Raw genomic sequence first — 23,160 nt, forward strand, 5'->3', positions numbered from 1 at the left:
TTTCGATATTGCTTCGTTGTCGTCGGCTTAAATATCTAGATATTTAAGTCTCCTCCGCCTTGTACTATCAAAAGATCCCTCGCTTGAAAATCGGGTATTATTATTCCATCATTCCTAAAGACATCTAACGCCTTAGGATTTACTTAGGGTGTTTTTTTATTCTCAAAATTAAATATATAAGTTGAAATTTTATATATAAAAACTCAAAAGACTTAAAAAAACGTATAAATGTGAGCAAACATGGATTTTATAACCAATCAATAAGATTGACAAATCCTAAAAATCGCGCTATCATATACTGACTAGTCAGTATAAAAAAGAAGGTGATTCAATGAAACAAAAAAACGTAGTATGCTTATTAATGGTTTTTATGCTTATTACAAATGTATCAGCGGCTAGAGCCGCCGATAAAAAAAAACAAGCTGTAGTTGAGAGTACTGTATTAAAACTTAATATTGATGAGGCAGTAAAATTAGGAATAGCTAACAGTATTGCGATGCAGAAAGTCAAAAATCAAATAGAGGTTAGTGAAGTGATTGACAAGAACAGCCAACAAAGTAAAAAAGATTTGGAAGATGCGGAGATCCAATTGAATGTTGCGCAACAAAACCTTTATGCAGGAATGTACGACCTCTATGATAGTGAAGCACAGCTTAATGCAGCTCAAGTACTCTTTGCACAGGATAAACTACCGCAGGACATTACCCTGCCTGATGGAAGCAGTTATCCGGCAGGTACGGATATATCTGCTTTCGGGCCATTAGCCGCTACTGTCCGGGCACAAGTACAAGCGCAGCTTGACCAGGCTGAGCAAGCATTGAAGAATGGGAAGGCCAGATATGAAGACGGTGTAAATGATTATACATCCGGTGAACAAAAACTAAAAGTCAGTAAGGCATATGCGATAGCAAGCATTTCAAATAAATTGGGCACCAGTACTATCACCGAACTGCGTTCAGAGCCTTTAGGTGAATTGATGATGACCATGTCTTCACAAATGAAAAAAATAACTACATATTCCTATGATATCTATAAAAATCAGGTGGCTATGCTTATACAGAAGAATTATTACGATGTTTTAAAGAATCAAAAGCTGGTACAGTTAAGAGAAAAAACAATGGAGAGAGGGCAAATACAGTATAACGCAGTCAGCAACGCATATTATCTGGGATTAAAAGCCAAGGAAGATGTGCTGCTTGCGGAAACGTATTATGATTCAACAAGGATCGCTTATGAAATGGCTGTACAGGAGTATAACAAAGCCATGCTGGAACTGAAGAAAAATCTCCATCTCCCGGCAGACGCCCAGGTGCTTCTCTCTGATGTGGAGGCAGATAAAGAGAAATACTTCAATATTGAAGAAGGCGTAGAAAGCGGTCTTGAGAAAAGGTTGGAAATTAAAACGGAAGAAGCAAAGCTGGTAATGTATCAGCAGCTTAAAAGAGTGGTCAGTTCATCGGGATACGATGAAAATGATAATGAGTATAAAGAGGCGGAGCTGCTCCTGCAAAAACAAGAACTTGAGCTCAGTGATAAAAAATGCGAGATAGCAACATTGATCCGGCAATCTTATGAGACCATGAATGTTCTGCAGAAATGCCTGCCCATCATACAAGAGATGCAAAAAAAAGCTGCGGAAAATCTTGAAATTGCCCGGTATAAGTATGAAATGGGATATCCTGCAGAAAGCGCATTGATGGAAAAATTAAATATCGAATCATTATCCGGTACAATGGCAGAAGTTATCGCCTCGCAAGAGAATCTTGCGGAAATAGAGGGGAAACTTGTAGAGATGACAAGCGGTTATAATCTTGCAAGAGTAAAATACTTAAACGACATAGGGGAGCTTCCCTATAAATAAGGTCAAATGTATTGAGTGGGGTGAAGTCATTATGAAGGACAAAATAATCAATATCTTAAATCAGAAGAAATCATATCGTATTACAGCGATTGCTGTTGCTATAGCAGTGGTTGGTATTTTATCCGTATTCGCATTCCGAGGTTCTTTTGCGAAAGAAACAACAGAAAATGCCGACGTATTAAAAGCGCAAGGCCTGGTGGAGGCAACTGAGGTAAGTATCAACACGAAGATTCCGGGGCGTATAGAAAAACTTTGTGTAAAAGAAGGGCAGGAAGTAAAAGCCGGGGAGGAATTAGTGAGGATATCTAGTGATGAGCTGCAAGCAAAGAAAGAACAGATCATTGCAATGCTTTCTGCAGCCCAAGCTGCGCACAAGGCAGCACAAGAGAAGTATAATCAGGCCCAGGCAGGATTAAAAGCTGCACAGGGAGTTCTAGCCCAGGCGCAAGCAGGACTTGAAGCTTCCTATAAAGATAAAGATGCGGCTCAAGCGCAAAAAGATAAAGCAGATCATGGCGCACGAAGCCAGGATATCGAAAGGGCTAGAATCGCTTATGATCTTGCAAAGAAAACTTATGAGAGGGTCAACGGATTATATGAAAAAGGAGGAATTTCCGCACAAAAAAGGGATGAAGCCAAGGCGCAAATGGATTTATATGAACAACAGTTGAATATGGCCCAGGAAGGAGCAAGAGCGGAGGATAAAGCAGCAGCGGCAGCAATATCTCAGAAGGCGGATGCGGGAATATTGGCAAGTAAAGCATTGCTCCAGCAAGCTCAAGCAGGGGTACAGTCTGCCAATACAGTAATATTACAGGCAGAAGCCAATGTAGAGGCGCAGAAAGCGCTTATGGATCAGGCAAATGCCGCGTTGGCAGAAGTAGATGCATATCTTAAGGATACCCATCTTTGTGCGCCGATAGACGGCACAATCACAGTTATCAACTCGGATGAAGGAGAATTGGTTTCTTCGGGTATGTCCATAGCGACAGTCAGCAATTTAGATAACGCGTGGGTAGAAGTAAGTATAAAAGAAACAGATATTGCTAAAATCAAAGAAGGGCAGAAAGTCAGTGTGACCTTGTCGGCATTCCCGGAAGAAACCTTTCAAGGTACCGTTTCCGCCATTAATAAAAAACCTGATTTTGCGGTGAAAAGAGCCAGCAACAACAACGGTGAATTTGACATTGTTGTATTCGGGGTAAAGATTAGACTTGAGAATAACCGACAAAGATTGAGACCTGGAATGTCGGCTTTTATCGACTTTAAAGGCTGAAACGGATTAAAGACATAGCTTATCGTAAAATACTTAGATTGGTGGTGGAACTATGATTGACAGCATAATAGAGGAATGGATGATGATGAAGGTTAGAAAAACAACCCTTGTGGTGGTACTTATTATTCCAATACTTGTGAACTTTATCATGGGTTGGGAGCTTTCAAAGGGTGTCATTAAAAATATCCCTATCGCGGTATTGGATGATGATAATTCGTCATTGAGCAGAAAAATCATACGATACTTTGCTGAGAATGAAACCTTCAATGTAAAATATCGGGTAGATACACAAGCGGAATTGGAAAAGCTGATAAATAGCAGTAAGGTACGCACGGCGATTGTCATCCCTAAAGATTTCAGTAAAAATGTGGTCAAGGGGACATCTCCCACCATATTAATGGTCTATGACGGAAGCCATATGTCTATTGTCAGTACCGCAAAAATGAAAGCCAGTGAAATACTGCTGACGCTAAAGACCGGTGCCGCGATACAGATGATGGAAGGAAAAATGAATATGACCGAGTCACAAGCTTATCAGACAGCTCTACCGATAAGTTTTCAAAACCGAGTTTTATATAATCCTACCAGGAATTTTCTGTATTTTATTGTGCCCGGATTCTCTGCATCCATATGTCAAACAGGTATCGCATTATCAGCAGTGTTGGCGATACAATACGAAATGGGAAAAAGAAGGTCGGCAGCAGGGTATGTGCTAGGGAAACTGTTATTTTACGCAATGGTGGGTATAACGACGTTGATGATTAATATGATGGTGCTGGATAAGGTATTTAAAATCCCATTTAGAGGAAGTTACCTTACGGTCTTGATACTGAGTACAGGTCTGGCATTAGCAGTATCCGCATTGAGTACCGCAGTGTCGGCATGGGTTAAGAACCGTGTGGTTGCCATCGTAGCGGCAGGGCTGTTGATTATCCCTAATTCCATTATGGCAGGATATACCTGGCCGGTGATGGCGATGCCTGCGCTTTATAGAAAAACCGCATGGATCATACCTTATTATCATTATGCCGGGAATATAAGAAACTTGTTTTTAAGAGGAGGCACCATCGGAGAATTCAAACAAGATATATTATACTTATTATGTTTTACAGCGGTAATGTTTATGATCGCGGTTTTTGGCATGTATATCCATTCCATCACAGTGAAAGAAGTTGAAAACAATGCAATTGATTATCAATAGTCTAAAAAGTGAAATCAGATATATATTGACCCATTGGGGAATGATGGTACTTCTGCTTGTAGGGCCTATCTTTTTGACGATGTGGATCGGCGGTGTTTATCTAAATGACTATGTGGACGATATACCGGTGGCGGTATGTGATCAAGATAACTCTGCCATTAGCAGAATCATTATTCAATATTTTGCCGATGATGAAAGGTATACGTTGGTTCATTCGGTATCAGGCCGGGGAGAATTGGAAAACCTGCTGCGTGATGGAGAAGTATACGCAGGATTGTACATACCTCCCGCCTTCGGCAGAGATATAGCATCGGGAAAATCTTCTGAAGTACTTATCGTAATTGATGGAACAAATGTTATTATTGGAAATAATGTTTACGCCCAAGCGGCATCTATCATCCAAACCATGTCGGCAGGTGTACAAATCAAAATCTTGCAAGCAAAAGGCGCATTACCCGAGCAAGCAAAAAATATGGCATTATCATTTAATTTTAATGAAAGAATGCTGTACGATCCTAAATTGTCTTACATGAATTACCTTATTTTGGGATTTGTTGCAGTTTTTTTACAGCAGGTGGTGTTGTCAGCGATGGGAACCCTTTTGCTAAGAAATACCGAAGAAACAGCGCAATCACATACTGTGTTAAATATTTTAGCCAAAATCGCGGCCTGTCTTATTTTTGTCAGCGTATCCGAGACTACGGCACTCATACTGCTCAATAAGCTGTATGGCGTGGTGATAAGGGGCAGTGCCGGTACAGCATATCTGATTACCGTGTTATTTGTTATTGCCATTAGTTGTCCGGCTATTTTCCTTAGTGCATTAACAAAGGATAAATTAAAATACTCACAAATATCCTATATGCTTTCACTACCAACATTCATAACCGCAGGATATATCTGGCCTCAGGATCAGATGCCTGCGGCTTTAACCATGGGGATTAAAGCGGTATGGCCTTTGATCAACTATGTAAGACCATTTGATGAGATTCTTTTTAAAGGAATTCCTTTTCAAACAGTTTTGAGAAATATTTCCGGATTGATAGTATATACCGTGTTGTGGATGCCTGTGGTGGTTATATTTTATAAATTCAGATTTAAAAAGGAAGAACTTTCAAAATAAATAAAAAAGCCGATGAAGATCTTGCTTCATCGGCTTTTCAAGTATTTTATTGTTTGATCAATGATTTTAATCGTTTATATTCGGTATTTAGGTATGTTAGTTCATGAATAAGTTGTAATGCATTTTGGCTAGTTTTTAGTTCTCCGGAATAAATTTTGGATATGGTAGTGTGGAGTTCTAAAATCTGTTTTTTTAGTGATTTGATTTTATCGTCATTATTCATTTCATTCACTCCTTGAAGTAATAATCAGCATATGCATTATACAACAGTAGACAAACAGTATGCAAGTAAATTCTAAAAATGTAATTATTTTGTAATTTATTTTAAGTAGATATATAAAATGAATATCTTTAGAATGAGAGTGACATGGGAAGAAAAAGCAGATAAAATGCAAAAAAGTTAATTTGCGCAAAAAAAATTGGGATGATTGTCCCAATTTCTTATTTTCTAATTTTTCTTCTGAATATCGTTTGAATTTGAGCACAGTTTTTGGTATTTTACAATAAGTAAATCTAGGCGCTGGCTAATTTCAACGACTTTTTCATAAGGAATAGATTCTTCACAATAGACTTCATTTAGTTCTGATCGTAAACATTCGATCCGGTTTTTTAATAGTGCTACTTTGTCATATGTTGTAATCGCCTCCTTTTAATATATATTCCACCAAAAATATGAGGAATAACATATTTATCAAAAAAATTAATGAAATTATATAAATATGGTTGAGAAAAAGAGATGGCATTCAAGCGATACTAGGAAAGATGGATGCTATAAAAATTATAAAGATTTTTATCACCCTTGTTTTTCTATGCCGGTTTATTTATAATGGATATAATTAACTGCTAAGGAGGATGATCATTATGGGTCAATTTGATAATGTTACAATTATAAAGAAAGCTAATATTTATTATGATGGGAAAGTTACAAGCAGAACAGTAGTATTTGAGAATGGTGAAAAGAAAACATTAGGGATTATGATGCCTGGGGAATATGAATTTGGTACAGCGCAGAAAGAAATCATGGAAATCATGGCGGGTGTTATGGAGGTTAAACTGCCGGATAATACTGATTGGATTACTATCAGTGCAGGACAGACTTTTGAAGTACCTGCGAATTCCAGTTTTAAATTGATAGTGAAAGAAATAGCAGATTACTGCTGTTCATACCTTAACTAATAAAACATGATTCGAGGTGATGGAATATGGTATTTATAGAATTGGCAAAGAAAAGATATTCTGTACGCAGCTATAAAAATATACCTGTAGAGCGGGAGAAAATACTTGAGATTTTGGAAGCCGGAAGAGTGGCACCATCAGCTGTGAATTTCCAGCCGCTGCGTTTTATTGTGGTTCAAGATGAACAAGTCAAGAAGGATATCATCAGTACATATCCGAGGGAGTGGATTAAAAGTGCTCCGGCCATTATTGTGATATGTGGTGACCACAGCACTGCATGGAGACGGGCCGACGGCAAAGATCATTGTGATATTGATGCAGCGATAGCCATTGACCATATGACATTAGCGGCAGCGGATTTAGGACTTGGTACTTGCTGGGTCTGCGCATTCAATTCCATGCAGTGTCATAAGATCCTGAAACTTCCTTCAAATCTTGAAGTCATTGCACTGCTTCCGCTAGGCTATCCTATGGATCAGGCGGATAGTGAACGGCATAGTCAGAAACGAAAAAAAATAGAGGACATCGTACATTGGGATAAGTATAGTGAATGAACCCATTGCCTGAGGATACATAATCACCGTTTTTAATTTCATCAATATGTCATAGTGAAGGGAACGCCTTCTGCGGCGTTCCGCTATGTTATGTATCAAATTACAAATAAAGTGTTTAATGAAGGCTGTAGTGATTTTTATCATAACAGTGGGCATCTTTATCGCATTGGATACAGTGCAGTTCTTTTTTTAGGTTTCCCGCAAGTATAATAGTTAGAAAGACGGTTATCAAATCAGCAAGAGGCTGACTCCAAATCACGCCGTTTAGACCAAAGAACATAGGTAAAATAAATAAAGGTGGGATAAAGAAGATACCTTGTCTGGATAAAGATTGGAAGAAAGCTTTCCCTCCTTTTCCTAATGCTTCAAACAGTGAACCGTATATAAAAATAAAACCTAATAGTGGTAGAGTGATACTAAATGCGCGAAATAATTCTACACCGGTATTGATTAATCGGATATCATCACTGAATAAACTGACGATATATTTTGCCAAGATTGAAATCAGTATCGCAGAGATTACTGTAAATCCGGTAAGCCAGAGGATGGATACCTTTATAGCTTGGTTTAATCTATCAATCTTTTTTGCCCCATAGCTATATGCGGCTAATGGCTGAAATCCTTGAGTGAATCCGATTATGACCATGATTACTATGGATGTTACACGCATGGTAATTCCCATTGCTGCAACAGCGAAATCTCCATAGGAAGCGGCTGCAATATTTACCAAGCCGGCGGACATACTTATAAGAAACTGTTTAATAAAAACCGGGACTCCTATCTGAAAAATCTCAATAAATAGCTTTGCAGAGAATGTATAAAGCTTTATGGATACTTTCACAAAGCTTTTTCCACTAAAGTAATAATGCAAAAAAAGAAAAAAAGATACAGCTTGTGAAAGAACTGTCGCAAAAGCGGCACCTTTGACGCCTAGATCAAAAGTGAATATAAATATCGGATCCAGGATCACATTTAGAACAGTACCCGCAATGATGACCATCATACTATGTTTTGCATTTCCTTCTGCTCTTACTAAATTATCCATTGCCATGTTTCCCATAGTAAATAGGGTGCCTGATATAAGGATTCTTGCATATGCGCAAGCATAAGGCATAATGGTAGGAGATGCGCCCAGTGCTTTCAGAATAGGCTCCATAAATAAAACACCGGGGATTGTAAATAGCGAAGAAAGACCAAGTACAGTGAAGATGGTTATAGAACCTGCAATATCAGCACTATCTTTTTGCTGTGAGCCAAGCATGCGTGATATGTAAGTGCCCCCGCCAATACCCAAAGCCAGTCCTAAAGCACCTATTAATAAAAAAAGCGGAAAGACGATGGATACGGCCGCTGTAGCGCTTGTGATGCCAAGAATACCGATAAAGAATGTGTCGATGATATTATAAGTGGCAGTAATCAGCATTCCGATGATAGCAGGAATGGATAGCTTAATTAAAGCATTTTCAACATTATCATTTCGTAGTATCCTATTGATAGTATCTTCCATAAATATCCTCCCTTATAGTATGTTTGACAGCTTAATATAACTATAAGCCTTATAGTTACTATAAGGTCAATGATCATCTTGGATTTTAATACTATAAATTCTTTTTTACGGGTAGTTGTATTTCTGTAATATAATTTTCAGGATTTGGTGTAGTTGTCATATCGATAGATAAAATTTTTAGTGCTTGGCCGATGACGCTCCATCCGTTTTTTAATGCCCATTTATGCAGAAGATTACAAGTTTCAGCAAATTGATGGTGAGGGCCTTTGTGATAAACCGATGCATACTGTCCTGCCGGAATGACTTTAAGAAGGTCGGACACAGCGTTTTCTGCTTTAACTCGAAAGCGTATATCCATCCATGCATCATCGGCAGAATTTTTCTTAGTTATTTTATGATGGATAAGAATAGGAGGACCTAAGCGTCTCCAACCACTCCGGTCAATTTTTTCAATCAAATCATTTACTTTTAGAACAATCTTATCGATGTTGTTGTTAGACTTGAAAGAGAGGTAAGCCGTGAGACGGTCAGGTAAATTTTTGATCTCTATGTAAAAGCCGTTGTAAAAATTCATTCCGCTGCAAAGCGTTTCGATTTGTGCGGATAACTGTTCTTCACTTAGTTTCAATTCTTCAATTTGTTTGGTAATGTGCAGTCTTTGTTTTATCAATAGATCTAGCAGGAGATGGAGATCGTCTCGTTGTAAATAGGTCTTTATATTCTTTAATGAAAAGCCTAATTGTTTCAGATAGCATATGGCATTAAGAACAGGTATTTGTTCAGGCAAATAAAACCTATAGTCATTACCTGCATCAGTAAATGCAGGTTTGAAAAGGTTGATTTTATCATAGTATCTTAAAGTTTGGGAGGAAAGTCCCGTAATTGTTGATAATTGTCCAATTGTAAATTTTACGGTTTTCATAATATTTCTCTACCATTCTTTAGTATTTATATCATAATACTTTATTAGACGTTTGGCAATGAATGCATTATATAGGTTATTTATTTATGACTCATTGCAATCAGTCCAACAATGCATAGGAAGATGCCGAGTTTATTGATTATAGTAATGTTTTCTTTAAAAATCATTATGCCAATGGGTATTAATATTAATGCTACAATAACATTGGCAAAAAGTCCGGTGTAACTGATATTCCAACCGGATCTATAAGCTAGTAAAAATCCTATTTCAAGGCCGACGATTGCTACTCCGAGCGCATAGCTGGTCCAATTCAATCTCCTAAAAGCGTCTATAAAGTTTTCCTTCATAGGAAAAAGCCCCAGTGCAATAAAGCAGGTAATGGTTGCAGTCATATATGTAATAATCATGGCTACCATGGGATTCACATTGTGCGGCGTTAGCTTCTGAATCAATTGGTAGAATAGATTAGATACAATGACAAGTGTGATGGATATAACATAAAAAAACACTTTTATTTCTCCTTTTTGATTTTATTCCATACTATATCATAATACCTTTCTATGCGTTTGGCAACAGCAAAAATATGTATTAGAGCGCATTAACTTTCAGTAAATAATAAATTATTGAAAAGTAAGATAAATATTTTTAAAATGATGATTATTATTAGAAAGATAGTGGTAAATAATTATTCGTTAAAAGAAATCATGACTGGAGGTAGAAAGATGTCAAAAATTATAATGGGTATTGAAATCGGGTCTCGCGTGGACGATGCACTGGAAGTACAAAAATTGCTTACTGAAAACGGGTGTATTATCAAAACAAGAATCGGATTGCATGAAGCCAGTAAAGAAACACAAGCATGCAGCAGAAAAGGATTGGTATTATTAGAGTTTATAGAAGATGTTCAAAAAGAAATCGGTGAACTGGAAGACAAACTTGCAAAGATTGATAGCGTTGTAGTGAAAAAAATGGTATTTTAAAAAAACTTGTTACTGGTTTTGTTAACATGGGTAATAACAATAAGTAATTATTAATAATAAATTTCTATGAGAGGTGTTTTTATAATGAAAAAATTTGTATGTTCAATTTGCGGATATGTCCATGAAGGAAATGAGCCACCGGCACAGTGCCCACAATGCAAGGCTCCTGCATCAAAATTCAACGAGAAGGAAGAAGGCACCATGCAGTGGGCCGATGAACATAGAATCGGAGTTGCGGTAGATATTGACCCTGAAGTAATCGAAGGGCTTAAAGCCAATTTTATGGGAGAATGTACTGAAGTAGGGATGTACCTTGCGATGAGCCGTCAGGCAGACAGAGAAGGATATCCTGAAATTGCTGAAGCATATAAGAGAATCGCTTTTGAAGAAGCGGAACATGCAGCAAAATTCGCGGAACTTCTAGGCGAAGTGGTGCATGCGGATACAAAGAAGAACCTTCAATTAAGAGTAGAAGCGGAATTTGGCGCTTGTAGCGGTAAGAAAGACCTTGCTACAAAAGCAAAACAGCTTAACTATGATGCAATTCATGATACAGTTCATGAAATGTGTAAAGACGAAGCAAGACATGGAATGGCATTCAAAGGATTATTGGAACGCTATTTCGGAAAATAATAAAGCATATCAATATTGCTGGAAATATCTTTATAATTAATGTATTTGATTGCTTTATGAAAATTTTTTTTAGCAGTGGATAAACTAAAGATATGTTTCATATTGAAGTATTAAAAAATTATCTGAGAGTAACGAAGACTACTTTTTAGCCAGTTTTCATTACTCTTTTTTTATTGAAATACAAAAACAGTCACAAAATGTTTCTGTGGTTTTTCAGAAAGCAAATTCAAAAACAGAATGTCAAAAAAAGAAGGATTTTGGAGAAAAATGTCGAATTATAGCAGGTATAGCTTTACTATTAAGTATATGGAGGGATCGGTCATGATAAGAGATAATAAAGTGATTTCGACTGGGTTAGTAACAGAAGACATTGATATTCTAGACGTTTTTGATTTGGATTTCTTACAGAGATTTCAAGATGCATTTTCTAACGCTATAGGTGTTGCAGCTTTGGTACTTGATAAGAATAATAATGGTATTACTAAGCCTACAAATTTCACAGATTTTTGTATGAAGCTCAACCGTGGAAATCCCGAAGGCTGCAAACGGTGTAATAGAAGTGACAAAAAGGGAGCTGAAGAGGCAACAAGAACAGAAAAACCGGCAGTTTATTATTGCGAGAATGGATTAATCGATTTTGCTGCGCCTATTACTTTGAACGGTGTGCGAATTGGAACATTTGCTGGGGGGCAGGTTCTATCAGCTAAACCGGATGAAGAAAAATTTATAAATATAGCGCGTGAGATTGGAGTAGATCCTAATGACTATCTAGATGCTTTAAGTAAAGTTAAAATTGTACCGGAACAGCAAATAAAGGATGCTGCTAATTTACTATATATATTTGCTACAGAGCTGTCAAAAATAGGTGCACAAAGATACACATTGACCAAGATGTCATCAGTTCTGCATGAAAATGTCCTTGAGATTATGTCTACTATTGAAGAATTAACAGCATCTGCAGAAGAAGTATTTAGAACCCAAACAGAACTAAATACAGAAATTGGTAATGTTAATGATGTTTCGGAAGCAATAGACGACGTGACCGAAGCTATTAAAGATATTGCAGATGAAACACGTCTTCTAGGTCTGAATGCTGCAATAGAAGCCGCTAAAGCAGGAGAATTCGGATTGGGATTTAGCGTAGTGGCTGAGGAAATACGGAAGCTATCCAGTGAATCAAAGAATACTGTAAATAAAATAAAACACTTTACACATCAGATTAAGAACTCGGTAGATAGTACGAGCAGTATGAGTTCTTCAACTGTTCAAATAACAAAACAACAAGAGGAAGCAATGCAAAGCTTAGCAAAAGCTATAGAAGATATCTCCAGCCTTTCAGGTCACCTTAGTGAATTAGCAGCTAAACGGTAATCGTTGAAAGGGTATATTAGGAATATTTAAAGACGATTAAAAATTTTAGAAATATGAAAGTAAGGTGGTTGCATTGGCAAAAAAACAGATAGTTGTTTTTGAGGTGGATGGCAATGAGTTTGGTATAGATATACATTTTATTAATGGAATACTGAAGATAAAAAACTTAAAAATATTACCTTTGCCTAACGCGCAAGCTACCCTTGAGGGTTTAATAAATATACGGGGTACAGTCTATCCCGTATTCAACTTGCGTAAAAAGTTCGATTATAGCAATGTAGCCGTTGAAGCGGATGCGAAACTGGTTATTATTAAAATCGAAAAAGGCGATTTTGCTTTTATCGTTGATGATGTAACAGATATTTTCAAAATAGATGAAAGTGATATTGAGAAAACAACCAATCTTATAAGTGAAGGTAAATGTAATTATATCAAAGGTTTTGCCAAGGTAGACAGTAAGATTGTAATTATACTGGATTTAAATAAAGTTTTCCATAATGAAGAAATCTTGACAATCAATCACACAGATTATCTATAATGTTTGGAACAAATATGTTAAGACTATAGCAAGAAATACTTATGGCTAACAAATCACATGGACATATCAATCTAATCCAATTATTCGGTCAATAGGGAAAATACTAATCGGAAAAACGTTTCCAGTTATGATATGGAAACGTTTTTTGCATTAAAGAATCAATTATATGGGTTTATATTCAAGAGGACTGGATAAAATGATGAGAGTCTCTGTATGCCCGAACTGCTGCAGTTTTCCAATCAATGATTCCAGTTCAACGGTTTCTTTAAAGATTGCTTTAATAGTCATTGAATATGAGCCGGTTACATGATGGCATTCAACGATATTAGGATTTTCAGCTACCAATTTTAAAAATTCATTGCGTTTTTCAGGTTTCATAGAGATATTTACGACAGCTTTTATGATCTTACCAAGTTTTTCAGGGTTAATAACGGCTCGATATCCGCAAATCACACCGGTTTCTTCGAGTTTCTTTACGCGTTCGGCCACAGCCGGAGGAGTCAAAGAAACCAGTTCACCTAGTTTTTTCATTGATAATCTTCCGTTTTTTTGGAGCAGCCTTATAATACGATAGTCTATAGAATCCATTGAGGGTTCCTCCTGAAATAATGTAACTTTATTGCTTTCAAAATACCGAATTTTTTGTAAATAAAACGAAATTATACACATGATTTATTATATCAAATCTGTATTTATAAAGCACTATTTAAAATAAACAATATTTATTATATAAAAGAAAATAGGATTTTAACTTTATAATATAAGAATGACATCCATGTTAAGTTAATATAATAAGTTGTTTTATAAAATCCATTTACTTAAATAAGATCACGAGATATTATTGGATTGTAGTGAACAACGTTGTTTATCCAAGGAAATAAAACGAAAAAGTTTCTGTGAGTGTTTATTAAAAGGGAGGGGCTTAATATGGCTGAAAAAACTTTAAATCCGTTTAAAATTGCGCAACAACAATTGAAAGAAGCATGTGATGCATTAGGTGAAGATGAAGCGGTATATAGATTGCTTAGTGAACCTGAAAGAGTTTTGGAAGTTACGATACCCGTTAAAATGGATAATGGAAAAGTTGAAACATTTAAAGGATATAGGGTTCAGCACAACGATGCACCGGGTCCGGTTAAAGGTGGAATTCGTTTTCATCAGAATGTAACCGAAGATGAAGTAAAGGCATTGGCGACTTGGATGACATTTAAATGTGGAGTCATGGGATTACCGTATGGTGGAGCGAAAGGCGGCATCATTGTTGACCCAAGTGAACTATCGATAGGGGAACTTGAAAGACTATCCAGAGGTTATGTAAGAGCCATTGCTCCAATTATTGGAGAAAGAAGAGATATTCCTGCACCTGATGTAAATACGAATGGTCAAACCATGGCGTGGATGGTAGATGAATACTCCCATTTGAGAGGTGTAGGACAAACGCTGCCTGCAGCTTTTACAGGAAAGCCTGTTGAGTTTGGCGGATGTCTGGCTAGAAAAGAAGCTACCGGTTATGGTGTTGCGCTGATGGCGAGAGAAGCAGCGAAATTCAGAGGCTTAGATATAAAAGACTTAAAAGTAGCAGTACAAGGATTCGGAAACGTGGGTAGTTATACCGCAATGTACTTGCAGGAATTAGGTGCTACGGTTGTGGCCGTATCGGATGTATCATGCTGCTTGGCAAACCAAAATGGATTAGATATCAAAGCGATCATGGCGTATGCAGCGAAAAATAAAACTATTTCAGGGTTTGGCGGAGAAGCCGAGGAATTAAATAGGAATGATATTTTTAGTCAGCCTTGTGATGTGTTTGCACCTTGTGCTTTGGAAAACGCTGTTATTAGTGAGAATGTAGATAAAATACAAGCCGGAATTATTTGTGAAGGTGCAAATGGACCGACAACGCCGGAAGCGGAAAAAGTATTATTGGAAAAAGGTGTGTTCATTGTTCCGGATATTTTAGCAAATGCCGGCGGGGTTACCGTATCTTATTTTGAATGGGTACAAAACTTGCATAACTATTATTGGAATTTTAATGAAGTCCAGGAGAAGCAAGAGATAAAGATGGTAGACGCATTTGAAAAGGTTATAAATATGATGCAAGAACATCATGTGGATATGAGAAAAGCTGCCTATATGCTTTCCATTAAAAGTCTTGCGATGCCAATGAAATTAAGAGGATGGTTCTAGAAAGATACTAGGGGGAAAGTGTAATGAACGGAGATTTATCAAAAAAGCATAAAGCGATATCATCATCTGTAACCTTAGCGATTGATGCAAAAGCAAAAAAAATGAAAGCGGATGGAGAAAATATCATAAATTTTGGTGCTGGAGAACCGGATTTTAAAACGCCGTTAAATATCAGAAAGGCGGCCATAAAAGCGATTGAAGATGGTATGACAGGATATACGGCTGCTTCGGGGCTGCAGAATTTAAAAGAAGCCATATGCGAAAAATTGAAGAATGACAACCTACTGGAATACACACCGGAGAATATCGTAGTATCAAATGGCGCGAAGCATTCATTACATAATGCGCTTTTGGCAATATGTAATCCCGGAGACGAAGTAATAGTACCTTTGCCTTATTGGGTTAGCTATCCTGAGCTGGTTAAGCTGGCTGATGCTGTTCCTGTATTTGTCGAAACGCAGGAAAAGGACGATTTTAAATACAAAAAAGAAAGTATTGCTTCTGCCATAACACCTAAGACAAAAGCAATTATACTTAATAGTCCAAATAATCCGACGGGTACGGTATATTCGGAAGAAGACTTAAAACAAATCGCGGAAATAGCCGTACAACACAACATTTATATCATTGCAGATGAAATATATGAAAAATTAGTATATGAAGGCAAGCATATCAGTATCGCTTCTCTGGGAGATAAAATAAAAGATTTAACAGTTGTTGTAAATGGAATGTCAAAATGCTACGCAATGACGGGATGGAGGATTGGCTATGCAGCGGCGAATAAAGAGATTGCTGCAATGATGGCAAATATACAAAGTCACGCAACATCCAATCCGAATACCATCGCACAATATGCCAGTATAGAGGCACTAAAGGGTGACCAGGCAGTGATTGCCGATATGGTAAATGCCTTTTCCGAAAGAAAAGAATATATGGTAAAAAAGATTAATTCGATAAGGCATTTATCGTGCAGGATGCCCAGAGGGGCTTTCTATGTGATGGTGAATATTTCTCAAGTCATTGGAAAGAAATTAAATGGTGTTACAATCAAAAATTCCATGGATTTGGCAGAATATTTATTAAGTAGTGCAAAAGTTGCTGTCATTCCCGGCTCCGGATTTGGGACAGATGAGTTTATCAGATTATCTTATGCTACGTCAATGGACAACATAAAGGATGGTTTAGACAGAATTCAAAAGGCTCTAATTTAAAGGAGGAGGGTATAATGTATAGGTGCTGCAAATGCGGAAGAAAGATAAAATCAGAAGAGAAATATTGTATGAATTGCAAGATAGATTTAGAGATAAAACAGAAAGAATTGCAGATGGAAATGTAAAATAGAAGATACGAGGAGGTGGTGAACCTTATTATTGAGAATGCGGATGATTATGATTTGCTCTCAATAATAAGGTTTTTGCTATATGTAATATATTTTGCTGTTGAAGAGATTCTTTTCATATGTGCAAAAAATGATATAATATTATTTAAAGCTGCTGATATACAACACTTATCATGATCAATATTTGCAGACGGTCTGAACAGAGAGCAGGAGGAATCTTATTATATGAAAAAGAGAATCGTTTACATTATTATGATATTAATTTTGCTAACTCTTGTGTTTATCAATAGTTTTTTGAATATCGCATATAATATGAATCTTCTTGAATTCTTCGGCAAATCTGATACGTTAACCGAAGAGGAGCGGGAATGGTTAGATATGCACGGAGATATTATCTATGGTTCGGATAATAACGCGCCTCCCCTAAGGTATGTAGATGAGGAAACCAAGCAATACCAAGGTATTACTATAGATTATATAAGAGCGCTGTCCATCGAATTGGGACATGAGATAAAGGTTAAGCCACTGGTCTGGGAGCAGGCATTAGAAAGTTTGGCAAAAGGTGAAACAGATATTTCCGATATGTACCCTTCAGAAGAGAGAGCAAAACACTATTTGTTTTCAAAACCTATATATAATCAAAAAGGTGTTATATTGGTTCCTAAGGATCAACATGAAATTTATGACTATAAAGACTTAAAAGATGCGGCCATCGCGGCTCAAAAAGGAGATTATGTTATTGAATTTTTAAATTCAAAAGTGGATAATATTCATTATGCATATGTACCCGACTATTATGAAGGTATTATGCTTTTAAAAGAAGGGAAAGTAAGTGCGGTTGTTGGAGATGAGCCGGTCATAAGCTTTTTGATTGACAAATTAAATTTAAAAAATGAATTTAAGATATTAGAGAACCCGATTTATGAGAAAGAATGTATATTAGCAATCCCTAAATCAGAGAAAATGCTTCTCAACATCATTAATAAAGGTATTTATAATCTTAATAAAAAAAATACGATGTTGAAGATACAACAAAAATGGTTTGGTATATCGGCGCCTTTTATAAAGCAGCGAGAGTACGAAAAGATAGGATTGGTTATCGAAATATTCATTACAATTATTTTACTCGGATTTTACTTGTTTTACTCATGGAATCATCAATTAAAGAAAGAGGTTGAAAGAAGAACCGAGGAGTTATTCATTAGTAGAAACGATTTGGAAACAACTTTTGATGGTTTGACACACTTAATGATTGTAGTAAATGAAGACTGCGATATCATTGATATTAATAAATCTTTTTGTGAATTAATGCAATCTGATAAGAAGGAGATTATTGGAAAAAACTGCATCGAGTTTCCTGAATTTTTATGTACCGATTGTGATACGTGTATTATAAAAAAGACATTCATTGAAGGAAAGAGCTTTCAAAATGAGTTTTGGCATGGGAGTAAAATATATGAAACCACCGTTTTTCCACTTAAAGATAAGTTGGAAAATACGCACCGGGCGCTCATCATGATTAAAGATGTAACAAATATCAGAATAAGCGAGCAACAGCTCTTGCATTCCAATAAAATGGCGGCGATAGGTCAATTGGCAGCGGGGGTAGCGCATGAAATAAGGAATCCACTGGGCTTAATAAGAAATTACTGTTATCTCCTAAAGAAAAACATAAGTATGGAGGAACATACTAGCAAAAAGGCAGTCAATGTGATCGAAACTTCGGTTGAAAAAGCCAGTAATGTTATAGAAAATCTGCTTAACTTTTCAAGGATATCAGGAAATGAAAAGGAAAATGTGAGTATTCGAGGTCTGGTGGATAGTATCATAAAGTTAGAATATAAAGTGATGGCAAAGAAGAACATTCGGGAAGAGATTATATGTGATGAGGATATTGTTTGTTATGTCAATCAAGAATCTATCAAGCATATACTTATAAATTTGATTTCTAACGCAATTGATGCCATGTCGGATGGAGGAGTATTGACAATACGATGTGAAAAAAAACAAGACATACTCTCTATTTCATGCTCAGACACGGGAATTGGTATAAAAACAGAAGATTTGGAAAATATATTTAATCCTTTTTTCACTACAAAGCCTATTGGGCAAGGGACTGGACTTGGGTTATATATCATATATAATGAAGTGCAAAAGTTTGCAGGAGATATTAAAGTTTCCAGTAAACAGGGCGAGGGTACTACATTTTATATTACACTGCCTTTAAGGGAGGAAGCATAGCATATGAAAGACAATACCGGCTTCAATATACTGATCGTGGATGATGAAAAAGAATATAGAGAAGTTTTTCAGATGATACTGGAGGACAATGGATATACCGCTGAAACGGCTTGCAGTGGAAAAGAAGCACTTGAAAAATTGAGAAAAAATAATTTCAGTTTGGTATTAACCGATTTAATCATGCAAGAAATGGGCGGTATTGAACTGCTGGAACAAATTAAGGAAAAATATGTTGAAACCGAGGTCATTATTGTAACGGGATACGGAACCATCCAAAATGCGGTAGAAGCAATGAAGAAAGGCGCGTTTAGGTATTTTATCAAAAGTCATGATCCGGAGGAGCTGTTAATTGAAATACGAAAAGTAAAGAAGCTGGTGTGCTTGGAAGATGATAATGAAGTATTGAGGAGCCGGCAGGAAGACCCTAACTTCATGCTGAAAACCAAGAGCAGGGCATTTGAAAAAGTGCTGGATATCGCTGAAAAAGCAGCAAAAAGCAATGTGAATATTCTAATATTGGGAGAATCGGGCGTTGGAAAAGAGGTTTTTGCAGACTATATTCATCGCTGCAGTGACAGGAAAGACCGGTGTTTTATACCTGTGAATTGTCATGCATTATCGGATAATATCCTTGAATCGGAGCTATTCGGTCATGAAAAAGGATCTTTTACCGGTGCCGTGGATAAGAGAAAAGGAAGATTCGAGGCAGCCCATGGAGGTACGCTTTTTTTAGACGAGGTAGGTGAAATATCTCTCAGTACGCAAGTGAAGCTTTTAAGAACCATTGAACTAAAAACCATTGAGAGGATTGGAAGCAATAAGTCTATCAATGTGGATTATAGGCTTATCTGTGCCACAAATAGAGATTTGCATAAGGCAATATTAGATGGTACATTTCGGGAAGATCTATTTTACAGGATCAGTACCATTACAATAGAAATCCCTCCTCTCAGAGATAGAAAAGAAGACCTCCAGGACTTAATAGACTTTTTCCTTAAAAGGTCGGAAGTTGAACTTAAAAAGAAAGTGAATGAAATTGAGAAGGGCGTACTAAACTTCCTTCTCTCTTATGAATATCCGGGGAACGTCAGGGAATTGAAAAACATCATTGAACGGATAGTGGTTTTGTCGGAAAATGGGCTAATTAAAGAAAGTGATTTGCCGGAGTACAAGAAAATCACGAGTTTGAATCAAGAAATTACTGAAGTCAAACCTTTTAAAGATGTAAGAAAGGAATTTGAGGCCAAATATATTGCGGAAGTACTTGAACTATGCAATTATAACATTTCGGAAGCAGCCAGAAAATTAGATATCAGCAGAAGGCAGCTATTTAATAAAATCACAGAGTATAATTTAAAATAGTGTGAAAAAAATTTCACAGTCATATGGAAAAAAATTTCTCAAAGATATAGCTTTTTAAAAGTTATATCTTTTTTTGTTCCTCAAATATAAGCTAAAAGGGCGTAAATGGCTAAAAAAAATCCCTATTGTACAAGCTGGCATGAAATTTGCTTTATATATGTATCAGGAAGGAGTATTCATTAATACTTCATAGCCATTTTAAAAAAATATATATAAAAGAGGAGGACTTATGTTATGTCGGAAAATGTTAAATTACCGTCGCTGTGGCAAGCATTTTTAGTATTAGGTGGCTTTCTTGTACTCGCTTTTACTTTCACAGCTTTAAAGATTGAAATTCATCTGGCGATATTCGGGGGATGGTTTCTAGCCTTGCTTGTAGGTAAAATGGTAGGACATTCATACAAAGACATGGAAAAGGCCATCACGAAAGGTATCTATAATGGTTTGGACGCAGTGATCATTCTGTTGGCAGTGGGTGCACTTGTCGGAACATGGATTTCGGGTGGTATTGTTCCGAGTTTAATTTATTACGGGTTAAAAATGATTCATCCATCCATCTTTTTGTTGGCTACATTGATTATCTGTTCTATTACTTCTCTTTCAACAGGGACTTCCTGGGGAACAGCCGGAACAGCAGGTATTGCTATGATGGGAATCGGAGCGGGATTAGGTGTGCCGGCACCATTAACAGCAGGTGCGGTACTCTCCGGTGCGTATTTTGGAGACAAACTCTCTCCTTTATCGGATAGTACCATATTGACTGCTTCTATGTCGGGTGTTGATGTGATCGACCATGTTAAAGGTATGATGCCAGGTTCTATTATAGGGTATATTCTTGCGGCTATAGCATATACGATTGCCGGGTTTACTGTTGTTGGCAGCAGTGTTGCGGACTTAAGCAAGGTTAGCGCAGTGATGAGTGCAATTGATGGTATGTTCAATGTCAGCATTCTTAGCTTGATTCCAATGATAGTGGTACTGGTACTGTTAACAATGAGGATGCCGTCGATTCCGGTCATTACGCTGGGGGCAGTATTAGGAATTGTCTGGGGTATACTGTTCCAGGGATTATCACCGGTTGACGCAATCCAAACAGCTTGGGCTCAAATACCGAAAAACACAGGTTTGGAATTCATAGATAATATCTTAGGCCGCGGAGGCATGAGCTCTATGCTTTGGTCAGTTGGAATTATTCTTTTTGGTTTGGGCTTTGGCGGTCTTTTAGATCAAATAGGGATATTAAAGGTGATTGCGCAGAAAGTAGAAAAAGGTATTAAAACAGGGGGGGCTTTAACCGTAACTACAGTCATCGTTGGTTTCCTTGGAAATTTATTCGGCAGCGCAATGTATGTTTCATTAATTTTGACTCCTAAAATCATGGGACAAAAGTATGATGAATTAGGGTATGACAGGAGAGTACTTTCAAGAAATACCGAGTTTGGAGGCACGTTAACGTCCGGTATGGTGCCATGGAGCGACAATGGTATTTACATGACAACTATTTTAGGGGTGGCGACGCTTCAATATTTGCCGTATATGTGGTTGTCTTTTGCATGCATAGCAGTAACCATTTTCTTTGGTTTTACCGGTAAGTTTATGTGGAAAGCAAATGGTCAAAGGTCAGAACCTGCAGTAGAGAGTGCAATGTAAGCATTTTGAATGTATAAAGAAAAATTTGAGCGAAAGGGATTTCAGTCCCTTTCGTTTATTATTTGCTATGATTGAAAATACAAAAATGAAGGGGCATAATAACGCCGAACTTTTATTTAATAAATGATTTTAAGTAAGAGGAGTGTATGAATATGAAAAAAATACTATTGGTTGCTACCGGAGGGACCATTGCATCTTCTGAAAGTGAGCATGGCTTATCTCCTTCCTTTGATGCGGAAGGATTATTAGCATTGGTGCCTGAGATAAAGGATATATGCGATATTAGTGGTAAACTTATCATGAATATCGATAGTACCAATATGAGTCCCAATATGATGATAAAAATTGCCCAAACAATTTATGAGAACTATCATGAATATGACGGGTTTGTCGTGACGCATGGAACCGATACAATGGGATACACGTCAGCAGCATTATCATATATGCTGCAAAACATCAAGAAAACAGTTGTTGTAACCGGTTCGCAAATAGCTATAGGGGCATTGTATACCGATGCGAAGAAGAATATATCCGATGCGATAAGATTTGCCATTGAAGGGATGCCGGGGATATTTGTCGCTTTTGACGGAAAAATTATTAATGGAACCAGAGCAAAAAAAATCAGGACTCGCAGCATGAATGCTTTTGAAAGTATAAACTCCCCGTATGTTGCAGAAATAAAACTGGGGAAGGTTACCTTTAACAAGGATATTCATGAGATAATAAAGGTAGATGCGAGCAAACCGTTTAAGCTGCAAACTTCCTTATGTACCGATATCATGGTCATTAAGCTTTTTACAGGGATTAAACCGGATATCTTTGACTTTGTGAAGAATCACTATAAAGGGGTCATTATTGAGAGCTTCGGTATTGGAGGAATTCCCTCCCAGGAATATAATATTGTTGAGAAAGTAAAAGAGCTCATTGAGTCGGGAGTAGTGGTAGTGATTACTACCCAATGCCTTGAAGAGGGAATTGATTTAGGGATATACGAAGTAGGGCAAGAACTTGCAAAAAATGCGGTGATTTGTGCAGGGGATATGAATATCGAAGCGATTATAGCAAAGCTCATGTGGGCTTTGGGTAATTTTGAAAATATGGATGATATTAAGTATTTTATTGAAACGCCGGTGCTGGGAGATATCAGTGCATAGTTTGTAAACTCAGTGGGAAAAAGAAGTGTCGAGAGATCGGCACTTCTTTTTTTACTAATTCTATTGACAGAGATATATAAAATAA

At 37.0% G+C, this 23,160-nt stretch carries 20 protein-coding genes; 16 read left to right on the forward strand and 4 right to left on the reverse strand.

Annotated features, from left to right (window positions below; genetic code table 11):
- The first annotated feature begins 331 nt into the window (after nt 1-331).
- The 6 genes from QKW49_RS24155 to QKW49_RS24180 all read left to right on the forward strand — a co-directional run bounded on the left by QKW49_RS24155 (nt 332) and on the right by QKW49_RS24180 (nt 7,191).
- A complete protein-coding gene (locus tag QKW49_RS24155) occupies nt 332-1,861 on the forward strand; it encodes a TolC family protein (RefSeq protein ID WP_282865184.1) in 1,530 nt (509 codons plus the stop codon).
- A gap of 31 nt (nt 1,862-1,892) precedes the next feature.
- On the forward strand, nt 1,893-3,137 hold the full coding sequence (locus tag QKW49_RS24160) for an efflux RND transporter periplasmic adaptor subunit (RefSeq protein ID WP_282865185.1): 1,245 nt from the start codon (nt 1,893-1,895) through the stop codon (nt 3,135-3,137).
- 52 nt (nt 3,138-3,189) lie between these two features.
- Nucleotides 3,190-4,338 (forward strand): ABC transporter permease, encoded by a 1,149-nt coding sequence (locus tag QKW49_RS24165; protein ID WP_282865186.1) that lies wholly within the window; start codon nt 3,190-3,192, stop codon nt 4,336-4,338.
- Nucleotides 4,319-5,461: an ABC transporter permease gene (locus QKW49_RS24170; protein ID WP_282865187.1), complete on the forward strand. Its 1,143-nt coding sequence runs from the start codon at nt 4,319-4,321 to the stop codon at nt 5,459-5,461. The genes QKW49_RS24165 and QKW49_RS24170 overlap by 20 nt, the downstream gene beginning before the upstream one ends.
- A gap of 861 nt (nt 5,462-6,322) precedes the next feature.
- On the forward strand, nt 6,323-6,637 hold the full coding sequence (locus tag QKW49_RS24175) for a pyrimidine/purine nucleoside phosphorylase (protein WP_282865188.1): 315 nt from the start codon (nt 6,323-6,325) through the stop codon (nt 6,635-6,637).
- A gap of 26 nt (nt 6,638-6,663) precedes the next feature.
- Complete coding sequence (locus tag QKW49_RS24180; RefSeq protein WP_282865189.1) at nt 6,664-7,191, forward strand: nitroreductase family protein; 528 nt, start codon at nt 6,664-6,666, stop codon at nt 7,189-7,191.
- 115 nt (nt 7,192-7,306) lie between these two features.
- Here the strand turns inward: QKW49_RS24180 and QKW49_RS24185 are convergent, their stop codons facing one another.
- The 3 genes from QKW49_RS24185 to QKW49_RS24195 all read right to left on the reverse strand — a co-directional run bounded on the left by QKW49_RS24185 (nt 7,307) and on the right by QKW49_RS24195 (nt 10,129).
- Nucleotides 7,307-8,698 carry an MATE family efflux transporter gene (locus QKW49_RS24185; protein WP_282865190.1) on the reverse strand — a complete coding sequence of 464 codons (1,392 nt, stop codon included), beginning with the start codon at nt 8,696-8,698 and terminating at the stop codon, nt 7,307-7,309.
- 91 nt (nt 8,699-8,789) lie between these two features.
- Nucleotides 8,790-9,620: a MerR family transcriptional regulator gene (locus QKW49_RS24190; protein ID WP_282865191.1), complete on the reverse strand. Its 831-nt coding sequence runs from the start codon at nt 9,618-9,620 to the stop codon at nt 8,790-8,792.
- An 80-nt stretch (nt 9,621-9,700) separates the two neighbouring features.
- Entirely contained in the window at nt 9,701-10,129 is a 429-nt protein-coding gene (locus QKW49_RS24195; RefSeq protein ID WP_282865192.1) for a hypothetical protein, read from the reverse strand.
- A 213-nt stretch (nt 10,130-10,342) separates the two neighbouring features.
- Here QKW49_RS24195 and QKW49_RS24200 point away from each other — a divergent pair, with 213 nt between their 5' ends.
- The 4 genes from QKW49_RS24200 (at nt 10,343) to QKW49_RS24215 (ending at nt 13,142) form a co-directional block, all read left to right on the forward strand.
- A complete protein-coding gene (locus tag QKW49_RS24200; RefSeq protein WP_282865193.1) occupies nt 10,343-10,600 on the forward strand; it encodes a hypothetical protein in 258 nt (85 codons plus the stop codon).
- Nucleotides 10,601-10,684: 84 nt separating this feature from the next.
- On the forward strand, nt 10,685-11,233 hold the full coding sequence (locus QKW49_RS24205) for an NADH peroxidase (protein WP_282865195.1): 549 nt from the start codon (nt 10,685-10,687) through the stop codon (nt 11,231-11,233).
- A 321-nt stretch (nt 11,234-11,554) separates the two neighbouring features.
- Complete coding sequence (locus QKW49_RS24210; protein ID WP_282865196.1) at nt 11,555-12,604, forward strand: PocR ligand-binding domain-containing protein; 1,050 nt, start codon at nt 11,555-11,557, stop codon at nt 12,602-12,604.
- 73 nt (nt 12,605-12,677) lie between these two features.
- On the forward strand, nt 12,678-13,142 hold the full coding sequence (locus tag QKW49_RS24215; RefSeq protein WP_282865197.1) for a chemotaxis protein CheW: 465 nt from the start codon (nt 12,678-12,680) through the stop codon (nt 13,140-13,142).
- A gap of 162 nt (nt 13,143-13,304) precedes the next feature.
- Here the strand turns inward: QKW49_RS24215 and QKW49_RS24220 are convergent, their stop codons facing one another.
- On the reverse strand, nt 13,305-13,730 hold the full coding sequence (locus QKW49_RS24220; protein ID WP_282865198.1) for an Lrp/AsnC family transcriptional regulator: 426 nt from the start codon (nt 13,728-13,730) through the stop codon (nt 13,305-13,307).
- Nucleotides 13,731-14,069: 339 nt separating this feature from the next.
- Between QKW49_RS24220 and QKW49_RS24225 the strand changes: the two genes are divergently transcribed.
- The 6 genes from QKW49_RS24225 to QKW49_RS24250 all read left to right on the forward strand — a co-directional run bounded on the left by QKW49_RS24225 (nt 14,070) and on the right by QKW49_RS24250 (nt 23,075).
- The gene (locus QKW49_RS24225; RefSeq protein WP_282865199.1) at nt 14,070-15,329 is read left to right on the forward strand and encodes a Glu/Leu/Phe/Val dehydrogenase; all 1,260 of its coding nucleotides are present in this window, start codon (nt 14,070-14,072) and stop codon (nt 15,327-15,329) included.
- 23 nt (nt 15,330-15,352) lie between these two features.
- Complete coding sequence (locus QKW49_RS24230; protein WP_282865200.1) at nt 15,353-16,540, forward strand: pyridoxal phosphate-dependent aminotransferase; 1,188 nt, start codon at nt 15,353-15,355, stop codon at nt 16,538-16,540.
- A gap of 353 nt (nt 16,541-16,893) precedes the next feature.
- Nucleotides 16,894-18,909: a transporter substrate-binding domain-containing protein gene (locus tag QKW49_RS24235; RefSeq protein WP_282865201.1), complete on the forward strand. Its 2,016-nt coding sequence runs from the start codon at nt 16,894-16,896 to the stop codon at nt 18,907-18,909.
- Nucleotides 18,910-18,912: 3 nt separating this feature from the next.
- The gene (locus tag QKW49_RS24240; RefSeq protein WP_282865202.1) at nt 18,913-20,271 is read left to right on the forward strand and encodes a sigma-54 dependent transcriptional regulator; all 1,359 of its coding nucleotides are present in this window, start codon (nt 18,913-18,915) and stop codon (nt 20,269-20,271) included.
- Nucleotides 20,272-20,505: 234 nt separating this feature from the next.
- Nucleotides 20,506-21,921 (forward strand): Na+/H+ antiporter NhaC, encoded by a 1,416-nt coding sequence (gene nhaC, locus QKW49_RS24245; protein ID WP_282865203.1) that lies wholly within the window; start codon nt 20,506-20,508, stop codon nt 21,919-21,921.
- Between the two features lie 152 nt (nt 21,922-22,073).
- Nucleotides 22,074-23,075 carry an asparaginase gene (locus QKW49_RS24250; RefSeq protein WP_282865204.1) on the forward strand — a complete coding sequence of 334 codons (1,002 nt, stop codon included), beginning with the start codon at nt 22,074-22,076 and terminating at the stop codon, nt 23,073-23,075.
- Nucleotides 23,076-23,160 lie beyond the last annotated feature (85 nt).

This window comes from Petroclostridium sp. X23, from assembly GCF_030013905.1.
In the GTDB taxonomy this organism is placed as follows: domain Bacteria; phylum Bacillota; class Clostridia; order SK-Y3; family SK-Y3; genus X23.

Coding starts and splice junctions, on each gene's coding strand:
- QKW49_RS24160 (WP_282865185.1), top strand. CDS start 1,893: ATGAAGGACAAAATAATCAATATCTTAAATCAGAAGAAATCATATCGT.
- QKW49_RS24185 (WP_282865190.1), bottom strand. CDS start 8,698: ATGGAAGATACTATCAATAGGATACTACGAAATGATAATGTTGAAAAT.
- QKW49_RS24205 (WP_282865195.1), top strand. CDS start 10,685: ATGAAAAAATTTGTATGTTCAATTTGCGGATATGTCCATGAAGGAAAT.
- QKW49_RS24220 (WP_282865198.1), bottom strand. CDS start 13,730: ATGGATTCTATAGACTATCGTATTATAAGGCTGCTCCAAAAAAACGGA.
- QKW49_RS24210 (WP_282865196.1), top strand. CDS start 11,555: ATGATAAGAGATAATAAAGTGATTTCGACTGGGTTAGTAACAGAAGAC.
- QKW49_RS24175 (WP_282865188.1), top strand. CDS start 6,323: ATGGGTCAATTTGATAATGTTACAATTATAAAGAAAGCTAATATTTAT.
- QKW49_RS24240 (WP_282865202.1), top strand. CDS start 18,913: ATGAAAGACAATACCGGCTTCAATATACTGATCGTGGATGATGAAAAA.
- QKW49_RS24180 (WP_282865189.1), top strand. CDS start 6,664: ATGGTATTTATAGAATTGGCAAAGAAAAGATATTCTGTACGCAGCTAT.
- QKW49_RS24235 (WP_282865201.1), top strand. CDS start 16,894: ATGAAAAAGAGAATCGTTTACATTATTATGATATTAATTTTGCTAACT.
- QKW49_RS24200 (WP_282865193.1), top strand. CDS start 10,343: ATGTCAAAAATTATAATGGGTATTGAAATCGGGTCTCGCGTGGACGAT.
- QKW49_RS24225 (WP_282865199.1), top strand. CDS start 14,070: ATGGCTGAAAAAACTTTAAATCCGTTTAAAATTGCGCAACAACAATTG.
- nhaC (WP_282865203.1), top strand. CDS start 20,506: ATGTCGGAAAATGTTAAATTACCGTCGCTGTGGCAAGCATTTTTAGTA.
- QKW49_RS24155 (WP_282865184.1), top strand. CDS start 332: ATGAAACAAAAAAACGTAGTATGCTTATTAATGGTTTTTATGCTTATT.
- QKW49_RS24250 (WP_282865204.1), top strand. CDS start 22,074: ATGAAAAAAATACTATTGGTTGCTACCGGAGGGACCATTGCATCTTCT.
- QKW49_RS24170 (WP_282865187.1), top strand. CDS start 4,319: ATGCAATTGATTATCAATAGTCTAAAAAGTGAAATCAGATATATATTG.
- QKW49_RS24165 (WP_282865186.1), top strand. CDS start 3,190: ATGATTGACAGCATAATAGAGGAATGGATGATGATGAAGGTTAGAAAA.
- QKW49_RS24190 (WP_282865191.1), bottom strand. CDS start 9,620: ATGAAAACCGTAAAATTTACAATTGGACAATTATCAACAATTACGGGA.
- QKW49_RS24230 (WP_282865200.1), top strand. CDS start 15,353: ATGAACGGAGATTTATCAAAAAAGCATAAAGCGATATCATCATCTGTA.